The sequence below is a fragment of the Hyphomicrobium sp. genome (assembly GCF_020852195.1).
Taxonomy (GTDB): Bacteria; Pseudomonadota; Alphaproteobacteria; order Rhizobiales; family Hyphomicrobiaceae; genus Hyphomicrobium_C.
In genome coordinates this window covers 1-17,680 of sequence record NZ_JADZBI010000043.1, presented here as the reverse complement: position 1 = coordinate 17,680, position 17,680 = coordinate 1, and the positions used below count along the sequence as shown (strand labels likewise).

At 61.3% G+C, this 17,680-nt stretch carries 16 protein-coding genes; all 16 read left to right on the top strand.

Annotation, left to right across the window (positions count from 1 at the left end):
* A complete protein-coding gene (locus IT540_RS03640) occupies window positions 1-735 on the top strand; it encodes a glycosyltransferase family protein (RefSeq protein WP_291173413.1) in 735 nt (244 codons plus the stop codon).
* Window positions 732-1,727: a Gfo/Idh/MocA family oxidoreductase gene (locus IT540_RS03635; RefSeq protein WP_291173411.1), complete on the top strand. Its 996-nt coding sequence runs from the start codon at window positions 732-734 to the stop codon at window positions 1,725-1,727. The genes IT540_RS03640 and IT540_RS03635 overlap by 4 nt, the downstream gene beginning before the upstream one ends.
* Window positions 1,724-2,839 carry a hypothetical protein gene (locus IT540_RS03630; RefSeq protein WP_291173409.1) on the top strand — a complete coding sequence of 372 codons (1,116 nt, stop codon included), beginning with the start codon at window positions 1,724-1,726 and terminating at the stop codon, window positions 2,837-2,839. Before IT540_RS03635 ends, IT540_RS03630 begins: the two co-directional genes overlap by 4 nt.
* Window positions 2,840-2,888: 49 nt before the next feature.
* Window positions 2,889-4,514, top strand: a complete 1,626-nt coding sequence (locus IT540_RS03625) for a hypothetical protein (protein WP_291173406.1) — start codon at window positions 2,889-2,891, stop codon at window positions 4,512-4,514.
* Window positions 4,515-4,731: 217 nt separating this feature from the next.
* Window positions 4,732-6,627: an ABC transporter ATP-binding protein gene (locus tag IT540_RS03620; protein WP_291173403.1), complete on the top strand. Its 1,896-nt coding sequence runs from the start codon at window positions 4,732-4,734 to the stop codon at window positions 6,625-6,627.
* Window positions 6,624-7,343 carry a GNAT family protein gene (locus IT540_RS03615; RefSeq protein ID WP_291173400.1) on the top strand — a complete coding sequence of 240 codons (720 nt, stop codon included), beginning with the start codon at window positions 6,624-6,626 and terminating at the stop codon, window positions 7,341-7,343. Before IT540_RS03620 ends, IT540_RS03615 begins: the two co-directional genes overlap by 4 nt.
* A gap of 70 nt (window positions 7,344-7,413) precedes the next feature.
* Window positions 7,414-8,508, top strand: a complete 1,095-nt coding sequence (locus IT540_RS03610) for a Gfo/Idh/MocA family oxidoreductase (protein ID WP_291173397.1) — start codon at window positions 7,414-7,416, stop codon at window positions 8,506-8,508.
* Between the two features lie 5 nt (window positions 8,509-8,513).
* Window positions 8,514-10,082, top strand: coding sequence for an N-acetylneuraminate synthase family protein (locus tag IT540_RS03605; RefSeq protein ID WP_291173393.1), 1,569 nt, complete (start codon window positions 8,514-8,516; stop codon window positions 10,080-10,082).
* A gap of 90 nt (window positions 10,083-10,172) precedes the next feature.
* Window positions 10,173-11,108: a class I SAM-dependent methyltransferase gene (locus IT540_RS03600; RefSeq protein WP_291173390.1), complete on the top strand. Its 936-nt coding sequence runs from the start codon at window positions 10,173-10,175 to the stop codon at window positions 11,106-11,108.
* Window positions 11,105-11,977: a class I SAM-dependent methyltransferase gene (locus tag IT540_RS03595; protein WP_291173387.1), complete on the top strand. Its 873-nt coding sequence runs from the start codon at window positions 11,105-11,107 to the stop codon at window positions 11,975-11,977. Before IT540_RS03600 ends, IT540_RS03595 begins: the two co-directional genes overlap by 4 nt.
* Entirely contained in the window at window positions 11,974-12,690 is a 717-nt protein-coding gene (locus IT540_RS03590; RefSeq protein WP_366029148.1) for an acylneuraminate cytidylyltransferase family protein, read from the top strand. Before IT540_RS03595 ends, IT540_RS03590 begins: the two co-directional genes overlap by 4 nt.
* A complete protein-coding gene (locus IT540_RS03585; RefSeq protein ID WP_291173384.1) occupies window positions 12,687-14,066 on the top strand; it encodes a hypothetical protein in 1,380 nt (459 codons plus the stop codon). The genes IT540_RS03590 and IT540_RS03585 overlap by 4 nt, the downstream gene beginning before the upstream one ends.
* A 1-nt stretch (window position 14,067) precedes the next feature.
* The gene (locus IT540_RS03580) at window positions 14,068-15,138 is read left to right on the top strand and encodes a glycosyltransferase (RefSeq protein WP_291173382.1); all 1,071 of its coding nucleotides are present in this window, start codon (window positions 14,068-14,070) and stop codon (window positions 15,136-15,138) included.
* 21 nt (window positions 15,139-15,159) lie between these two features.
* On the top strand, window positions 15,160-15,900 hold the full coding sequence (locus IT540_RS03575) for a class I SAM-dependent methyltransferase (protein WP_291173379.1): 741 nt from the start codon (window positions 15,160-15,162) through the stop codon (window positions 15,898-15,900).
* On the top strand, window positions 15,897-16,925 hold the full coding sequence (locus IT540_RS03570; protein WP_291173376.1) for a hypothetical protein: 1,029 nt from the start codon (window positions 15,897-15,899) through the stop codon (window positions 16,923-16,925). Before IT540_RS03575 ends, IT540_RS03570 begins: the two co-directional genes overlap by 4 nt.
* Window positions 16,922-17,680 (top strand): GDP-mannose 4,6-dehydratase (locus tag IT540_RS03565; protein WP_291173373.1); only part of this gene is annotated, 759 nt, incomplete at its 3' end. The genes IT540_RS03570 and IT540_RS03565, both read left to right, overlap by 4 nt.

Below are 17,680 nucleotides of genomic sequence, written 5' to 3'. Positions count from 1 at the left end.
GTGGTCGCGAGCATCGAGGCCAGGATGGGCTCGTCTCGTTTGCCCGGAAAAGTGTTGATGGATATCAGCGGAGTGCCGGCGCTCTCGCGCCTGCTCGAACGTTTGAGAGCTGTTCCTAACGTCGACGATATCGTGCTGGCTACAAGCACGTATTTCGGTGATGATGTACTTTGCGACTGGGCCAATAGCGAAGGTGTGAGGGTTTGGCGTGGAAGCGAGGACGATGTCCTCCAGCGCGTTGTCGAAGCGCACCGCTCAACGGAGACGGATATCGTTGTTGAAATTACCGGCGACTGTCCGCTGATCTGCCCCGAAGTTATCGAGCTCGCTGTTGAGACCTATCACGCGAACCGAGCCGACGTGGTTGCCAATGTCGTGCAGCCGTCATCCTATCCTCAGGGCACGGATGTGCAGGTCTACGCATTCTCGCTTCTTGAGGATGTCGAGAGGCGCATCGACGACCCCGCTGTTCGCGAACACGTGTCCCTCTATTTCTACGAAAACCCGGAAATCTATCGACTGCTCAACCTTGTCGCCCCTGCGAGTTGCCGTATGCCGCGGCAACGCTTGCAGCTCGATTATCCGGAAGATCTCGAATGCATCCGGCGAATCTACGAGCATCTGCTCCCGAAGCACGGCTCGGTCTTCGGCCTTGAGGCTATAACGCGTCTGTTGCGCGACCATCCCGAAATCGCTGCTCTCAATGCCGGCTGCGAAGAGAAGGCGCCCCGTTGACCCGTCCGCTTAGGACATTGCTTGTCGGCGCCGGACAGATGGCGTTCGGATACGGCCAGGATCCGAAGCTGCTTGAGACGTTCGAGTATCCGTCTCATGCGTCGGTGCTTTCAAAGCACTCGGGATACGTCTGGGATGCGGTCGTCGATATCGACAGGACAGCCGGCGAGCGCGTCGCACAGCACCACGGCGTCAAAGTGTTCTCCTCACCTGGAGAGATCGATAGCGCGGATGGCTATGATTGCGTCGTGCTCGCGATTCCACCTGCGGCGAGGCTGGATTGGCTGGCTGCCCTGCCTAACCTCAAGGCCGTGCTCGTCGAGAAGCCGCTTGGCAACAGCCTAGATGAGGCGGAGCGGTTTGCCAGTACATGTCGGGAACGCGGCATCGTCGTGCAGGTGAACCTGCTTCGGCGCTTCTGTTCCGAGATGAACGCGCTCGCAGCCGGACTGAACTGGGATCTAGGCGATATCCAAGGTGCAACCCTGGTTTATGGCAATGGGCTCCGTAACAACGGCACGCACATGATCGACCTCGTCCGGCAACTGCTCGGAGAGATAGCAGAGATTGTGCCGATTGGCCGGAGCGTTGCCAGTCGTGGGCCGCTGCCGGGGGATGTCGAGGCGACGTTCGCACTGATAACGTCAACCGGTAAGCCTGTGTTCGGCATGCCGGTTGACTTTGCATCCTATCGCGAAAATGGGCTCGATCTTTGGGGAACGCGCGGCCGCATCCTTCTTTGGCAGGAGACGATGAAGATGACCCGCGTTCCGAGGATCGACAGCCGGACAACGACCGGCGCGGGTGAATTGGCCGTCGACCATTCCGAAACCATCGCGACTGATTTGGGCAGATCGCTTTGGCGTGCCTACGATGATTTGGCCGACGCTGTTGAGACCGGAGGGGCCGTATTGAGTCCGATCGAAAGCGCGTTGGCGACGAGCCGCGTTGTCGAGTCCGTCATAGCGGCAACGCAAGGCGGACCGCATTGACAGGTAAGGTCGTGATTTTTGCGGAGGACCCCGGTGCGGCAAACTGGCTTGGGCCGCTCTCGCAACATCTGCATGAGCGAGGGAACCAAGTTGCGTTTCTCGCCGATGGCGTGGCCCTGCTCTATCTCCGGCAGCGCGGATTTCACGTTCAGTCGATAGCTCCCGAGGAGGATATTACCGCGTGTCTCCATGCGGACAGGATTCATGCCGTCGTCGTGGGTACGGCGGAGAACTTCGAGACGCGGGCGTTCGAGATCGTCGACGCCGCAAAGAGAATGCACATCCCAAGTTTCTCCGTCGTTGACCAGTCGACCAATGTGGAGCATCGCTTCCGTGGCACGACATCGAATAGGTTCGCGCACGTCACAGATATCGTTTTTGTGGCGTGTTCTGCCGTTGCGGACGAGTTTGTTCGATTGGGCTTGCCGCGTGAGCATTTGCGTATCGTTGGCAACCCGCACCATGATGCTGTACGAGAGCGGGGAAAGGAACTCGCTAGACTTGATCGAAAGCAACTGCGGAAGCGGCTGTTTCCCGGTCTCGCTGCGGATCGCCTGCTAGTCGTGTTCCTCACCGAAGTGGGCTACGTAATGAACCCGGAGGCAAAGCAGTGGGAACAGGAGTTTCGCTTGCTTGGCAGGGGAGGCTCCACGTATCGGACGCTGGTCGTGCTTGAGGAACTCGTTGGCGCACTTGCTGAATTGATGCCAAAGCCTCTCTTGGTTGTGAGGCTGCACCCGAAAAGTGAGCGCTCCGAGTTCTCGGCGCTCGAAAGCGAGATCGCGGACTTCTCGGCGGGCGGGGATCCTTTGATTGTCTGTGCCAGCGCCGATTTGGTTGTCGGCATGACCTCTTCGCTCTTGGAAGAGTCGGCTCTTATGGGCTGTAGGACACTCTCGATAGTTCCTCGCCCGGTGGAGGCGAAATGGTTGTCCGCCGTTGCGGACGGGCTCATCCCGTGCGTAAGCGAAAGATCTGACCTCCGCCAAGTCATACCAGGGCTTCTTTTCGGGCCGCCCCCGAAACCAGCGCTACACTTGGACGGCCCGCTCGCGGTCGAGGCTATTGCTCGTCACATCGAACAGGTGGTTGCCAGCCATGCTGCGCCGTAGAATGGAGCTCGATTCCGTCGACGGTGCCTCCGCACGGCGTTCGAAGATCTTGCGGACCTTCGGTGCGCGAGCGATGTTATTTGCGCGAGGCGCGCTTGATGGTGCGCGGTCGCTGTTGCCGTATCGGTTTCGGCACAACGCGAGGATGCTTCGCCAGCGCGCCGCCTTTGCGGAAAGGCTTTCTGCCCTGCCACGAGCCGGGTCGGCGTCTGGCTTCAAGAGCGTCCTTGTCGATGCCAGTTGGGACAACGCCAACTATTGGTATCGATATTCAATCCTCCGATCCGCCTTGGGTATCGCCCCCGGAGCGGAGACTGCCGTGATCGGTCCCCACAAGCGGCGCGTTGTATTGACGACTCTAAAAGCACTTGGAGTATCCCGATGCGAGGATTTCCAAACGCTGGTCGGGCAAGAGGAAAAGCTGCGCGAGAGCGCGGCGATGCTGCTCAGGACCGCCCAACGGCCGGCTGACATTCTCGCGTGGCGGTTGCCGTCCGACCTGCCGCCAAGCATTCTCTATGATGGGATCATCAAGCGGCAACGTGCTGCGCGAGTCGACCTGGCGCATCCCTTACTGCTCGATCACATCGCCGAAGCGCTTGGAAGCATTGCGGCGGCAGAAGCGTTGTTGGACAAAGTAAGGCCGGAGCTTGTGGTGCTCAGCCATGCGATCGAGTTTCGCTATGGCTCCATCGCGTGGTGCGCTCTCCGCCGCAACATCCCAGTCATTGTCGCGTTCGGAAATTATGGATTGCTCCGGTACTGCAAACTGAGCCGTCCGGAGGACTTCTTCGAAACCGTCGATCGCCCAGATTCTCAGCAAATAGACGCGCTCGATGCCGAGATTCGTCAACGTCTCGCGGACCGCGGTCTCGCATACCTTGGTCGGCGCATGTCGGGAGCAACCGACGATATTGGTGCGCGCTATGCTTTCGGTGCCAACATTGGAAACGGGCCTAGTCGAGGCTCGATCTGCCAAGAGTTTGGCTGGGACGAGAGCAAGCCGATCGTTGCGGTCTATGCGTCGAATTGGTTTGACTACCCACATGGCGTGGGCATGAGAAATTTCTCGGATTTTCTCGACTGGCTGGAGGTGACACTGGAAGCAGTCAAGAGCCAAACGGGCTGCAACTGGCTTTTCCGTGCTCATCCGTGCGATCGCTGGTATGGGGGTATCACCCTCGCCGACCTTATGGCGGAAGCTCCAATGGAGCACATCCGACTTTGTCCCATCGAGTGGAACGGAGCACACGTGCAGACCGCGGTCGACGGGCTTGTTACGGTGCACGGAACAGCGGGCATCGAGTATGCGGCCGCTGGGAAGCCGGTTCTTCTGGCGGATCGTGGCTGGTATCATGATGTTGGCTTTGCGCATCACTGCACCAGCCGCGAGGCTTACGTTGCGGCTCTGCTCGACCCTACCTGGCTCACGATGGCCAACCAGCGGACGACGGAGCTCGCCGCCATCTTTGCGGGAATGTATTTCTGTCCCTCTTCGGAGACAAACGTGCCGATGGGAGACGACAGCGAGCAGGACAGACTGCACGGCTTGGTGGACGACATGGTCTCCAAGCAGGTGGCCTTTGTTCATTCCGAGATTGCTGCCGTAGCGCAATGGTGGAACTGCGGAGCGGCGCACTTCCACACTTGGCAAGTTTTGCGGGACGTTGGTTGACTTGGCCCGATACATAGTTTTTCCGGCGCGGCTCTGGATTGGCAACCAGTTGCTGAGCGCTTGTCGCTGGGCATTTTGCGCAAGCAACGAACTCGAGGGGAGATCGACACTATCGCGCTGGTATGACTCCGGGCACCGATATTACCACATCTACAAGATGCTTGAGTGTGAACGATTCGGCGTTCAACGCGCCCAGCCACGAGCCATATAGCTGATCATGGGCAACCGCGCGACGACCGGAAAGAAGGCACAGATCGAACGCCGCCACGTCCGCATACGGTCGAACAAGCTCGGCGTGGTCGCGGGGATAGCCCAGGCCTTCGGCTACTTGAACGAGCGCGAGCGACGCCGGGCGGTGGGCGTGGTGGTCTCCACGTTCGTCAATGCGGTTCTCGCCTTGGTCGGGCTCGCGAGCGTCCTGCCGTTCTTCCAACTCCTTGTGAAGCCGGACCCACTGGCCCGTGGGACGCTAATCGGCGACACATTTTATCGGCTCGGCGTAACCTCCGAGTTCGATGCCATCGTGCTCACCGGGCTGGTCATTGTTGCCCTGATCGTGGCGAAAAACATCTTCACGCTCTTTCATACGCGTCTTACCGGCCGCTTCTGCGCAGCCTTGGAGACGCGTATCGCGTCCGACCTTCTCAAGAGCATCGTCGATGCCCCGCTGGGATGGTACCTCCGGCAGAACGCGTCGATGCTGCGTGACTCGGTGATGACTCATGTCACCGAGCTGGTGCGCGGCGTGATCCGTCAGGCGCTGAGCCTTGCCAACAACGGCCTGATGATGCTGACCGCGCTGGCGTTGCTGATACCGCTCACGCCGGTCGGAGCGCTGGCCGTCATCGCGGTGACCATGGTGATTGGCGTCGGTTTCCTCCGTCTCTCGCGCCCCAGGATCGCGCTCGCCAGCGAGCGTAAGCGCCATAATAGTATGATTGCCGGCGTCGCGGCCACCGAGGCCATCTCCGGCGGGCGCGATGTGCGGATGTCGAGAGCCGGCGATGTCCTGAAGGCGGAGTTCCACCGCAACTACGCAGTGTACGCCTTTTCGGATGCGGATGCGCGCCAATGGCAGTTGGTGCCCCGTGCCGGCATCGAGGTCATCGGTATGAGCGCTGTGGTCGCCATTGCGGTGCTGGCGCTGTTCCTCGGCGTGAATAGGCTCGAGGTTGCGTCGATGTTGACCCTTTATGCCGTGATCGCGGTGCGGCTGCTCCCCGTCATCGGAGAGACGGCGAATGCGCTCTCGAGCATCCAGATCTCGCTCCCGGCAATGGCGCATCTGGACGAGCTGAGGCGGGGGCTGCCGCCGGCCTGCGAGCGGTCGGTTCCTCCCATCCCCGAGCCGTGGGCCCGCATCGAACTGCGCGACGTGCACTATGCATATGGCGGAGGCAGCGCTGCAGCCGCGATCGATGGAATTGATCTCACCATCGAGCGTGGAAAAAGCTACGGCATCGTCGGCGCTTCCGGAGCCGGCAAAAGCACCCTAGTCGATATTGTAGCCGGCCTGCTGCTGCCGACGCAGGGGACGGTGTTGGTCGACGACTACCCGCTGTCAGACGAGGACCTGCTCGCGGAATGGCGCCGGCGCGTGTCCTACGTGGCGCAATCGCCGCTCATTTTCGATATGAGCCTTGCCGAGAACATCGCCCTGCGGCCGCTAGGCACGGCCCATGACGTCAAGCTCGGGGAGGCCATCGCGGCGGCCGGACTGACCGATGTCGTGGCACGGCTGGAGAGAAAAGAGAATACGCCGATTGGCGATCGTGGCACCCGTCTTTCGGGAGGCCAGCGTCAGCGCGTGGCCATCGCGCGTGCCATCTATCAGAACGCCGATCTCATGGTGCTCGATGAGGCGACGAGCGCGCTCGACAGCCTGACCGAGCGGGAGGTCGCCGACGCCATCGACTCCTTGAAGGGCAAGGTGACCATCATCGCCATTGCACACCGCCTCTCGACCATCATGCATTGCGATCAGATCGTCCTGCTGCGCGAGGGCCGGATCGTCGCTCGCGGAATGCATTCCGAGCTGGCCTCTGAAGTTTCTGAGTATAAAAGATTCATCTCGGCGCAAAACCTTTTGCCTGTTTCTGGGAAGTGGGAATGAGCGACGAAAATCATACGCGTGCCAGTGCCGGCCATTTCCTCGTAGGAAGGTCGATTTATCTCAGGTCGCCTTCAATAGAGAGGGACGTAGTTGGTGGCCGTTGGCATGAATGGTTCAACGATCAGATAAACACGAAATATATTTCACACGGCGTTTTTCCGGTGACCATGGAGATGCAGGCGGAATATGTCAGGGCCGCGATGTCCAATGCCTCCACGTTGCTGCTAGCTATCGTCGACATTCAAAGCGATGAGCACATTGGAGTCATTAGCCTGAAAAATATCGATCTGATAAGTCGGGCGGCAGAAATAGGAATTGTAATGGCGCCGGGCAGGGCGGCCGGAAAAACCGGAGCGATTGAGGCGATGGCCGTGTTGATGAAACACGCGTTCTCACGCCTTAATCTCGATATGCTTTACGCGGGGCAACACGAGGGCTTGTGGAAATGGGTAAACACGCTTTCGCTGATAGGGTTCAGAATTGATGGTATCAGGCAGCACGCAGGGAGGAGGGATGGGATTTCGTACTCCGTCTTTCTCACATCGGTCTTGGCATCCGAATTCAGGCGTCTCGAGCAGCAACGCGGTGGTGACATCTTGTCACCGTCTCCTCTCGAATTGTTGAGGGGACGGCCAAGAGAGAATCCGATGGACCTTGTCGGTCGCGCGTTGCAGGGGGCAAACGAGCAGTGGATCTGCGACATCTCAAAAAAATAGACCGCCGGACGCTCGTGGAAGAGCGGCCGGCTCGATTTGCAACATTAAAAAATTGACGAAAGTTTCCATCATGAAAGTCAAGATCCTTGGTGCCGGCTCGATTGGCAATCATCTTTCGAATGCCTCGCGCAGGCTCGGCTGGTCGGTGGATCTGGTCGACAACGATCCGGCTGCATTGGAGCGGACACGGTCGTCGATCTATCCTGGCCGCTACGGCGCATGGGATCTGGAGATCCAGACGTTTGCATCGGACAAGGCGCCCAAGGGTGGCTACGATCTGATCTTTATCGGGACGCCGCCCGACAGCCATATGGCGCTCGCGCGTGCGGCAATCGCGGAAAAGCCGCGTGCGATCCTGGTCGAGAAGCCGCTTTGCGGTCCGAGCCTCAAAGGTGCGCAGGAGCTCGCCGACGAGGCAAAGGCCGCCGGTGTGGCCGTCTTCGTCGGCTACGACCACGTGGTGGGCAAGGCCACGCGTTTGGTGTCGGACTATCTTTCGGGCCAGAAGCTCGGCGCACTGCAAACGCTCGACGTCGAGTTCCGGGAGTATTGGGGTGGCATATTCGCCGCGCATCCCTGGCTCGCAGGCCCTTGGGAGAGCTATCTTGGTTTCTGGCAGCGCGGAGGCGGGGCGTCGGGCGAGCATTCACACGCGGCGAACCTGTGGCAGCATTTCGCCCATTCGGCCGGCGCGGGAAGAGTTGTGGAAGTGCAGGCGAGCCTCGACTTCGTGCGTGACGGCAGGGTTGACTACGATCGATTGTGCCTCATGAATCTCAAGACCGAGAAGGGACTCGTGGGGCGCTGCGTGCAGGACGTTGTTACGCAGCCACCGCGGAAATGGGCTCGCGCACAGGGCAGCGATGGCCATGTGGAATGGTGGTGCGGGTGCGAGCCGGGTGTCGATGCCGTCGTTGCATCGCTGCCCGGAAAAGTCGCGAGCGAACATAAGGTCAGCAAGACGCGTCCCGATGATTTCATCGAGGAGCTGACGCACATCGATGCCGCCCTCGCCGGCGCCCCGGATGCTTCGCCCCTCGCGCTTTCCCGCGGGCTCGATACGATGCTGGTGGTTGCGGCTGCCCACCGCTCGGCAGAGACGGGTCGTCGGGTTGTTATCGACTATTCCAAAGGCTGGAGGCCGTCAGCACTGTCGCTGGAGTGATCGAAATGAACGAAAATCTCCACTCGTTCGACTTCGAGAATCTTTTCGTACTCGATGTCGCCAACAATCATCAGGGCTCGGTGGCGCACGGCACGGCGATCATCGATGCATGTGCTGACATGGTCGAAAAGCATGGCGTGCGTGCAGCCATGAAGTTTCAGTTCCGCGACCTGCCCGAGTTCGTTCACAAGGACGAGCGGGCGAAGCCGACCAACAAGCATGTGCCGCGGTTTCTATCGACGAAGCTCGATTGGTCCGAGTTCGGCGAGCTCGTGGCGGCTGTACGGCGGCGGGGCCTGCTTGCGACCTGCACGCCGTTCGATGAGGCGTCGGTGGACAAGATCGTGGAACTCGGCTTCGATATCATCAAGGTCGCAAGCTGCTCGGCGCGCGACTGGCCGCTCCTGGAAAAGGTTGCGGCGAGCGGTCTGCCGGTCATTGCGTCGACGGGCGGGCTGACGCGGGAGGAGGTCGACGACCTCGTGAGCTTCCTTCGCCATCGCGGTTGCGATTTTGCCCTGATGCATTGCGTGTCAATCTATCCGACACCCGACGAGGCGTGCCATCTCGCCAACATTGCTGATTTCCGCGAGCGGTATCCCGGCCGGGTGATCGGCTGGTCGACGCACGAGAACCCGGCCGACACCGACCCTGTGCTGGTGGCGACGGCGCTCGGCGCCGGTATGTTCGAGCGGCATGTCGGCATCGCAACGGACGACATCAAGCTCAATGCCTATTCCTCGACGCCCGAGCAAGTCGATGCCTGGATCGGCAAGTGGAAGAAGGCCAGGGTGCTGCTGGGCACACGCGAGCGCGGCGAGCCTCTTTCCGTAGAGCGGACGGCCATCGACGACCTCAAGCGCGGCGTCTTTGCGCGTGTGCCGATCGAGCCAGGCGTGCCGATCACCGACGAGCAGGTCTATTTCGCGTTTCCCTATCGCGCAGGACAGCTTGTCTCCGGCGATTGGAGATCCGGGATTATCTCGGAGGTTGCGATCCTGCCCGATGCGCCGCTGCCGCGCGACGCGCTCGATGTGCCGCTGAACAGCGACGAGAAGGTCCTCAAGCGCGCCATTCACGAGGTCAAGGCGCTCCTCGCCTATGCTCGTGTGCCGTTGAGTCACGAGTTCACCACCGAGTACTCGCATCATTACGGCGTCGCCAACTTCCGGCGTGTGGGCGCCGTGCTGATCACGGTGATCAATCGCGAGTACGCCAAGAAGATCCTCGTCCAGCTTCCCGGCCAAACGCATCCCTGGCATTTCCACAAGCTCAAGGAGGAGACCTTCCTGCTGCTCTGGGGGGACCTGACCATCGAGCTCGGCGAGCGCCGCAAGGTCCTCCAGCCTGGCGACACGCTGACCGTGCTGCCGGGGGTCTGGCATCGCTTTTGGACGGAGAAGGGCTGCGTGTTCGAGGAGATTTCGACTACGGCTCATCCTAACGATAGCGTCTATCGCGATCCCGAGATCAACAAGCTGAGTTCGGCGCAGCGTAAGACCGCCGTCGATCACTGGGGACGCTTCCAGATCAACGAGCAACTCCGCTCGGCGCGGGTGCCCGCCGCCGAATGATCCGGGTGGCGGTGTTCGATTTCGACGGTACTCTGGTGGATTCCAACGCCATCCGGAAAAGCTGCCGGCCATGCTCAAGAGATCGGCGGGATGACCATGGCTGATCCGGAGGAAGCCATTGAGTTCGATCCTAGTGATTTTCCCGCTTGTCCGATTTGTGGCACTGATCGGTGGTTGCTCAAGCACTCAGGTCCGGTTCGCGACGGCGCATACGGGCGGAGTGTGAGTAGCTCGATTCGAAGTTGCGCCGGCTGCGGCGTCGAGCGTCTGGCGGAAGGCGCCTGCCTGGAGTCCGTCGCTTATCGCGAGGATACCTATCGGCGCCACGTCGGCCAGGACCATGATATCGGCAGGCACTATGCCAGCCACGATGAACTGGCACTCTTCACTTTGCAGACGATCTGGCCGACATCGTTACGCGGAAAGCGCGTGGCGGATGTGGGATGCGGAGGCGGGAGCCTTCTTGATCACATGCGGGGACTGCCAGAGCAAATCGTGGCCGTCGATCCCGCCGAGGGGTTCGCCCAATCCTTGATCTCCCGCGGCTACAGGTGGTTTCCTACTGTCGGCAAGGCTGCCGAGGAGTTCGCGGGCCAGATCGATGTTGCTTTCGCAATTCAAGTCATCAAGCACGTGGACGACCCGCGAGAGTTTCTGGATTCCATCCGATCGCTATTGAAGCCGGACGGACAGTGTGTCGTATCCACTCCCAACCGGGCTGACATCCTGATGGAGCTCCTGCCCGACGCGTTTCCGGCCTTCTTCTATCGCACCCAGCATCGCTGGGCGTTCGACGCAGACTCCCTCTCGGCGTGCGCACGGGCGGCGGGGTTTCACGTCGACAGCGTCCGTCACGTTCATCGCTATGGGATGGCGAACAGTCTGCTGTGGCTGCGTGACAAGAAACCCTCCGGCCGGTCGTCGCTTGAGGCGATCGACGGGAGCGCCGACGCTCTTTGGCGCATGTGGCTGGAGTCGACCGGCCGCGCCGACAATCTGTACCTTATTCTTCGAGCCCCTTCATGACCCATCCAAATGCACAGTCAGTTCCGGTGCCGCTGGCCGATGATGTCTTCGCGCAACTGAGAAGTGGCATCTCGGATGCGCCGGATGTCGGCGTCTTCGTCAACGAAGATCGAAGCTTTGCATATCTCGATCCCCAGCCGTCGGTGGAATATTCGAGCTATGCGCCCCGCCACGCAACGCTGGGGCTTTCTAAGTACAAATCCACCTTGGCGGTCATTGCGCGCAGATACGAGAAGATCCGGCACGTCATGCCAGAGAAAGGTGCTGTGCTTGAAATCGGCGCGGCGGAGGGTGGGTTCCTCAGGCGTGCTCATGAAGACCGTCCCGACGTGCGGTATTTTGCTGTTGAGCCCGATGAGAAGACGGCGGCGCAACGGGAGGAGCTGCCGTGGCTGACATCCTATTGGGATCTAGGCGCGGCTGTGGCGGCGGGCATCAAGGCGGACTTGGTCTGCTTGTTCCATGTATTCGAGCACATTAAGGCACCGGCGGAATTTCTTGCTTCGGTTCGCCAGGTGCTCGCCCCGCGTGGGCGAATACTGATTGAAGTGCCGTCGCTTGATGATCCCTTGCTGACGATCTATGGCTTGCCGGCATATGAAGCGTTCTACTTTCAACGCCAGCATCCCTTTGTTTACACGGGGCGTTCGCTTGCGCGCGTTCTGGCCGCGAACGGCTTCACGGTTCAGGAGGTTCTGCCGTACCAGCGCTACGGCCTTGAGAACCACCTGGGATGGCTGAAAAACGGAAAGCCTGGTGGCGATAGTGCGTTTGCGGAGGCTTTCGCCGGGATCGACGGATCGTATCGCGCCACGCTTGAGTCGAGAGGAACGGCGGATACGGTTTTCGTTGTGGGTGAGATCGCGTGATTGCCGGCAATACAGTGCTCGCTGTCGTTCCTGCACGCGGTGGGTCGAAGGGGATCCCGCTTAAGAATCTTCGCTCAGTGGGTGGGCGCCCGCTGGTCGCACGGGCGGGAGATATCGCCAATGCCGTCCCTGAGATCGATCGTGCGGTCGTCTCCACGGATCACGAGGAGATTGCGCGGACGGCGGAGGACGCAGGGCTCGCAGCGCCTTTTCGCAGGCCTGAGGCGCTTTCGGGCGATCGCATCGGAGACCACGATGTCCTCGTTCAGGCGCTGGAGTTCATGGAGGAGCATGACAAACGCCGCTACGATATCGTGGTTGTGCTTCAACCGACATCCCCGCTTCGTACCCCCGAAATGGTCTCGGGCGCGATCCGCATGCTCGTCGATGGACATTGGGATGCCGTCTGGACGGTTTCGGTGACGGACTCGAAGGCGCATCCGTTGAAGCAGCTTACCGTCGATGCGGGTGCCTTGGATTACTACGATCCTGCTGGTGCCCAGATCATTGCTCGGCAGCAGCTCGTTCCGGTCTATCACCGCAACGGGATTGCCTACGCGATCACACGCGCGTGTCTCCTCGATCAGCGCTCGATCAAGGGGAGGCGCACCGGCGCGTACGTGGTCGAGGGGGATCATGTCTCCATCGACACCGAATGGGACATCGAGCTCGTGGAGTTCATCCTGTCCCGCCGCGAGGCCGGCCGGGCGTGAAAGTTCTCGTCTTCCTGGAGCACGACATCATCTGTCGGAACTTCGTTATGAGCGGTGCGCTGGCAGCTTTGCCGAGGGCGGCCGATGTCAAGTATGTCTTTCCTGATGACGGCGGCAAGCGGATGAAGCTTGACCCGGCCGCCTTGCCTCTTGGTGCGCCTTTCGAGCGATTGAAAATCGACAGCATCCGCCAACAGACCTGGCGGTGGGTGCTCTTCGCCGACCAACTGCGCCTGCGGCCGGGAGAGCACGAGCGCGCCATCCGCAATTTTCGCCGGCAGGTGCTCGGCTGGAAAGCGGCCCTGCTGCTGACGGTCGCCGGTCTCCCGGTCGCATCCTCGATCTTCCGCCGGATGGTTGATCGCCGGCTTGTCGAGCATCCCAATCGGGAGATGGACGAACTGCTCGACCGCGAGAGGCCGGATGTTGTTCTCCACCCTTCGGTGCTGGAGAGCGTCTTCATGAACGACCTTGTCGCGGCATGTAAGGAGCGGAAAATCCCGCTCGTGGTCGCGATGAATTCCTGGGACAACCCCTCGACCAAGCGCGCCGTCGTCGGCAAGCCGGACCTTCTGCTGGTGTGGGGACCGCAAACCTATGAGCACGCGCGGCGCTACATGGCGCAGCCTGAGCACCAGATGGAGGAGTTCGGGGCAGCGCAGTTCGATATCTTCCTCGATGAGCCACGCGTCACGCGCGAGGGATATTGCCGGGAGATCGGACTCGATCCCGCGAAACGTCTGGTGTTGTTCGCCGGATCCAATGCGCAGACCGACGAGCTGTCCACGCTGGAAGCCATCGACGACGCGATTTCCTCCGGTCGGGTGCGAGACGTCGCTGTCATCTATCGACCGCACCCGTGGGGTGGCGGTGGCCGTGGCGGTGAGCGCTTGGTGGCCGCCAGATGGCGCAATATCGTCATCGATCCGGCCATGCGCGAATACATTCAGGGACTGACGGAAAATCGGGACCGCATCTCCTTGCCCGACGCGCGCGACACCCACGATCTCCTTTCCGTGGTCGATACGGTGATCTCTCCGCTGTCGACGATCCTGCTCGAGGCGATGCTGAATGGAAAGACGCCTGTGGCCTTCGTGCCGGGTGATGCCGTTGGCTCGCAGCCGATGTTGAACAATCTTCCCTTGCGGCATTTCAAGGAATTCCTCGACTTACCGAGCGTCAGGGTGGCGCGTTCGGTCGAAGAGCTTCTGCAGATGCTCGAAACCGCGCTGCCCTCTGCCAAAGACAGAAAGAATGGCGAAGCGCTGAAACAGGCTGCCGGCTGGTTCGTGCGGGCGTTCGACAGGCCGTGGCGGGATCGCATCGTTGACCGCCTCGCCGCGATTGCAGCGACGTCGAAAGCCGGACGAGCTTAGTGTGCGCTCAGTCGCATTCCTTTTCAGCTCGGGCCGGCGGCAGCGGCTCACGAATGGTGGCCCGGGCGAGTTTCTGTATGGCTTTGCGGAGCTCGCGCGCGCCGGCAAGCCGGTTGCCATGTTCGAGGAGGACGACCTCGGCTTCGGAAAGCCTTGGCCCAGGCTCCTGGAAGCCGCGTCCGCGCGCGTGTCGCATGCGGCCGGCGTCAGTCCGCGTCTCTTGCCGCGTCTGCGATCGGCCATTGCGGGGCCTTTATCGCCCTACGACGTCCTCGTGGCCACGACGCAGTCCATCGGCATGGCGATTGCCACGTTGCGCGCCATGGGCCAGCACGACAAGCGGCTGATCCTTATGACTATGGGGCTCGTGAGTCCGGACGCCTCGGCTTGGCGGCGGTCTCTGGCGCGCAAGCTGCTCGCGGGTGTGGACCTGGCGGTGCTTTCCCGGCCGGAGGCGGCGTCGATCCGCTCATGGGTCGGCGACAGGAGCCGCGTGCATGATTTCGTCTTCGGCGTGGATGTGGGGTTCTGGACGCCGGGTGGGACCGGTGCCGTCAGCGAGGAAGTGCTCAGCATCGGCAACGACCCGGCGCGCGACTTCGCAACGCTGGTCGCCGCCTGGCGTCCGGAGTTTCCGCGGCTGTCGATCATTACGTCCCAGTCGTTTTTCACCGATAAGCCCAATGTGTGCGTCGAGAGGGGCGACTGGCGTCAGGCGGCCATGACGGATGAGGACGTGCGCGAGAGATTTCGGCGTGCCCGTCTCGTCATCACGCCGGTCATCGACACCATTCAGCCATCGGGGCAAAGCGCCACGCTCCAGGCCATGGCCTGCGGGCGGCCGGTGATCATGACGCGCAACAGAGGCTTGTGGGACCCCGAGTTCATGAATGAAGGGGTGTGCCGGCTCGTGCCCCCGGGCGACGTCGATGCTCTTTCGCATGTGATCCGCTCCCTGCTCGACGACAGGGCCGCTGCCGAGCGTATGGGGACGGCTGCGCGGCAGGCCGTTGTTGCGCACGACGTCACTTCGGCCGGGATGGCGCGCCAAATCGAGAGGCTTGCCGGTTAAGGCGAGGCGGCGCGTGGCAGCATGAGCGAGATCGTCTTTGACAAGTATGCGAAGCGCGGCGCCTACCATTGGGTCGAGTGTTTCGGGCCGGTGCATCGACTCAACGCTTACACGATGGGCCGTTACGCAAAGGTGCTGGATGCCTTGCGAGCGGCTGGGATCGGCAGGCATAGCCGCGTGCTGGACGTCGGCTGCGGGGACGCCGCGCTCGCCGGGCTCGTAGTGATGAAACTGGGGGCCTCGGTCGAAGGCATAGATACGGATCGTCTCTCCATCGACCTTGCGCGCCAGCAATTCGCAAATCGCAATCTCGAGGGCAAGTTCAGCGTCCTCGACGGCTATCGCTATCCGAGCCCCGACAACGCGATGTCTGCCGTCATCTGCTCCGACGTGATCGAGCATGTGCAGCAGCCGGACGTCATGCTGCGGGAGATGTGGCGTGTCCTCGCGCCCGGAGGTGTGCTGGTGGTGACGACGCCCATCCGTTATACGGAGCAACCGCTCGACAGAATGCACGTGCAGGAATGGTTTCCGGAGCAGTTTCGCCGCTTCTGCTCGGAGACGCTCGGCGTCGACGCGAGCCTCGAGGTGTCGCACCCGGTGGCGCTCTCGGAGCTCTATGCTTCCTCACGTCCGATCATCGGGCGCGTGTCGCGTCTTCTGCTCAACATTCTGGCCAAGCTCGGTCGCGAGCCTTTCCTTACCAGCCGCGGTTTCCGCGCCTTCTCCACGCAAACGATGGTTGCACGAAAACCGCTATGAAGGTTGCAGTCGGCTCGCGTGCGTATGACGGCCCGTGGGGGGGCGGCAACCGCTTTGTCGCGGCATTGACCGAAGCGCTCGGTGTGGCGGGCCATCGGGTCGTCAATGACCTCGCGGATGATGACATCGATCTGATCCTGCTTACCGATCCGCGTGTGCGCTCTCCCAACGTCTGCTTCGGAGCCGGCGCCATCCTGCGCTACCTCGCGTTCCGCAATCCGGGCGCCATCGTTGTTCATCGCGTCAACGAGTGCGACGAAAGAAAGGGGGAGGCGTTCATCAACGCGCGCCTCGCTCGCGCCAATTACTGTGCCGATGCGACCGTATTTGTGGGTTCATGGCTCGCCAGGCTTCCGCTTTGGCAAAGGCGTTTGCGAGACCCATGGTTTACGATCCTCAATGGAGCCGACTCACGGATTTTCAATGCGGACGGTTTCACGCCCTGGGACGGTCGGGGGCCGTTGAAGCTCGTGACGCACCACTGGGGCTACCACCCCATGAAAGGATTTGACGTCTACAGGCGGATCGATGAGCTGCTCGATGCAGAGCCATGGAGCGAGCGTATTTCCTTCACCTATGTCGGACATTTGCCGCGCGGGTTTTCCTTTCGCAACGTCAGGTACGTCAAGCCGCTAGACGGCGCGCCGCTGGCGGACGAACTGCGCTCGCACCATGCCTACGTAACCGGCTCCGTGAACGAGCCCGGTGGCAATCATCAGAACGAGGGGGCGCTGTGTGGCCTGCCACTGCTTTATCGTGCGAGTGGATGCATGCCGGAATATTGCTCCGGTTTCGGCGTGGCCTATTCCGGGCCCGGGGAAATCGAGCTTGCCTTGAATCGGCTCATTGCCGACTATCCGACGCTTGTCGCGAGCATGCCGGACTATCCGCACACCGCAAAGAAAATGACCAGCGAGTGGATCGCCCTTTTCAAGACGCTCATGGACCTGCGCGATGACCTTGTCGCCAGGCGGAAGCTCTGGCGTGATCCGCTGGCATTTGCTGCAAACCAGATTCCCTTGTGAAGCCCCCCGTCGCCCTCATCGTCGGCGCCACCGGCCAGGATGGTGCCTATCTCGCGCAACTGCTGCTCGCGAACGGCTATGCCGTTTACGGCACTTCGCGCGATGCCGAACTCACCACGGCGCGCAACCTGCATGCGCTCGGCATCCGCGATCGCGTGCCGCTGCATTCCGTTTCCCCGGCCGATTTCCGCTCGGTGATGCAGACAGTGCAGCTTGTGCAACCCGATGAGATCTACAACCTCTCGGGCCAATCGTCGGTGGGGCTTTCCTTCTCGCAGCCGGCCGAGACCATCGAAAGCATCGCGACCGCGACCCTGAACCTGCTCGAAGTGTTGCGCATCGCGGCGCCGAACGTGCGCTTCTACAATGCCGGCTCGTCGGAGTGCTTCGGCGATACGGGCGGCGGTGCGGCGACGGAGGAAACCGCTTTCAGGCCGCGCAGCCCTTATGGCGTGGCAAAGGCGGCCGCTATTCAGCTCGTCGCCAATTATCGCGAAAGCTATGGGCTCTTTGTCTGCTCCGGCCTTCTCTTCAATCACGAGTCGCCGCTCAGGCCGCCGCGCTTCGTGACGCGCAAGATCACGTCTGCGGCAGCCCGCATCGCTGCCGGATCGCGCGAGCGCCTAAGGCTCGGCGATCTCTCCATTCGTCGCGATTGGGGTTGGGCGCCGGATGCCGTCCGCGCCATGCACCTCATGCTCAAGCAGGACGTTGCGGACGACTATGTCATCGCCACTGGCAAGGCCCATTCGCTG

Coding starts and splice junctions, on each gene's coding strand:
- IT540_RS03620 (WP_291173403.1), top strand. CDS start 4,732: ATGGGCAACCGCGCGACGACCGGAAAGAAGGCACAGATCGAACGCCGC.
- IT540_RS03615 (WP_291173400.1), top strand. CDS start 6,624: ATGAGCGACGAAAATCATACGCGTGCCAGTGCCGGCCATTTCCTCGTA.
- IT540_RS03610 (WP_291173397.1), top strand. CDS start 7,414: ATGAAAGTCAAGATCCTTGGTGCCGGCTCGATTGGCAATCATCTTTCG.
- IT540_RS03605 (WP_291173393.1), top strand. CDS start 8,514: ATGAACGAAAATCTCCACTCGTTCGACTTCGAGAATCTTTTCGTACTC.
- IT540_RS03600 (WP_291173390.1), top strand. CDS start 10,173: ATGACCATGGCTGATCCGGAGGAAGCCATTGAGTTCGATCCTAGTGAT.
- IT540_RS03595 (WP_291173387.1), top strand. CDS start 11,105: ATGACCCATCCAAATGCACAGTCAGTTCCGGTGCCGCTGGCCGATGAT.
- IT540_RS03575 (WP_291173379.1), top strand. CDS start 15,160: ATGAGCGAGATCGTCTTTGACAAGTATGCGAAGCGCGGCGCCTACCAT.
- IT540_RS03570 (WP_291173376.1), top strand. CDS start 15,897: ATGAAGGTTGCAGTCGGCTCGCGTGCGTATGACGGCCCGTGGGGGGGC.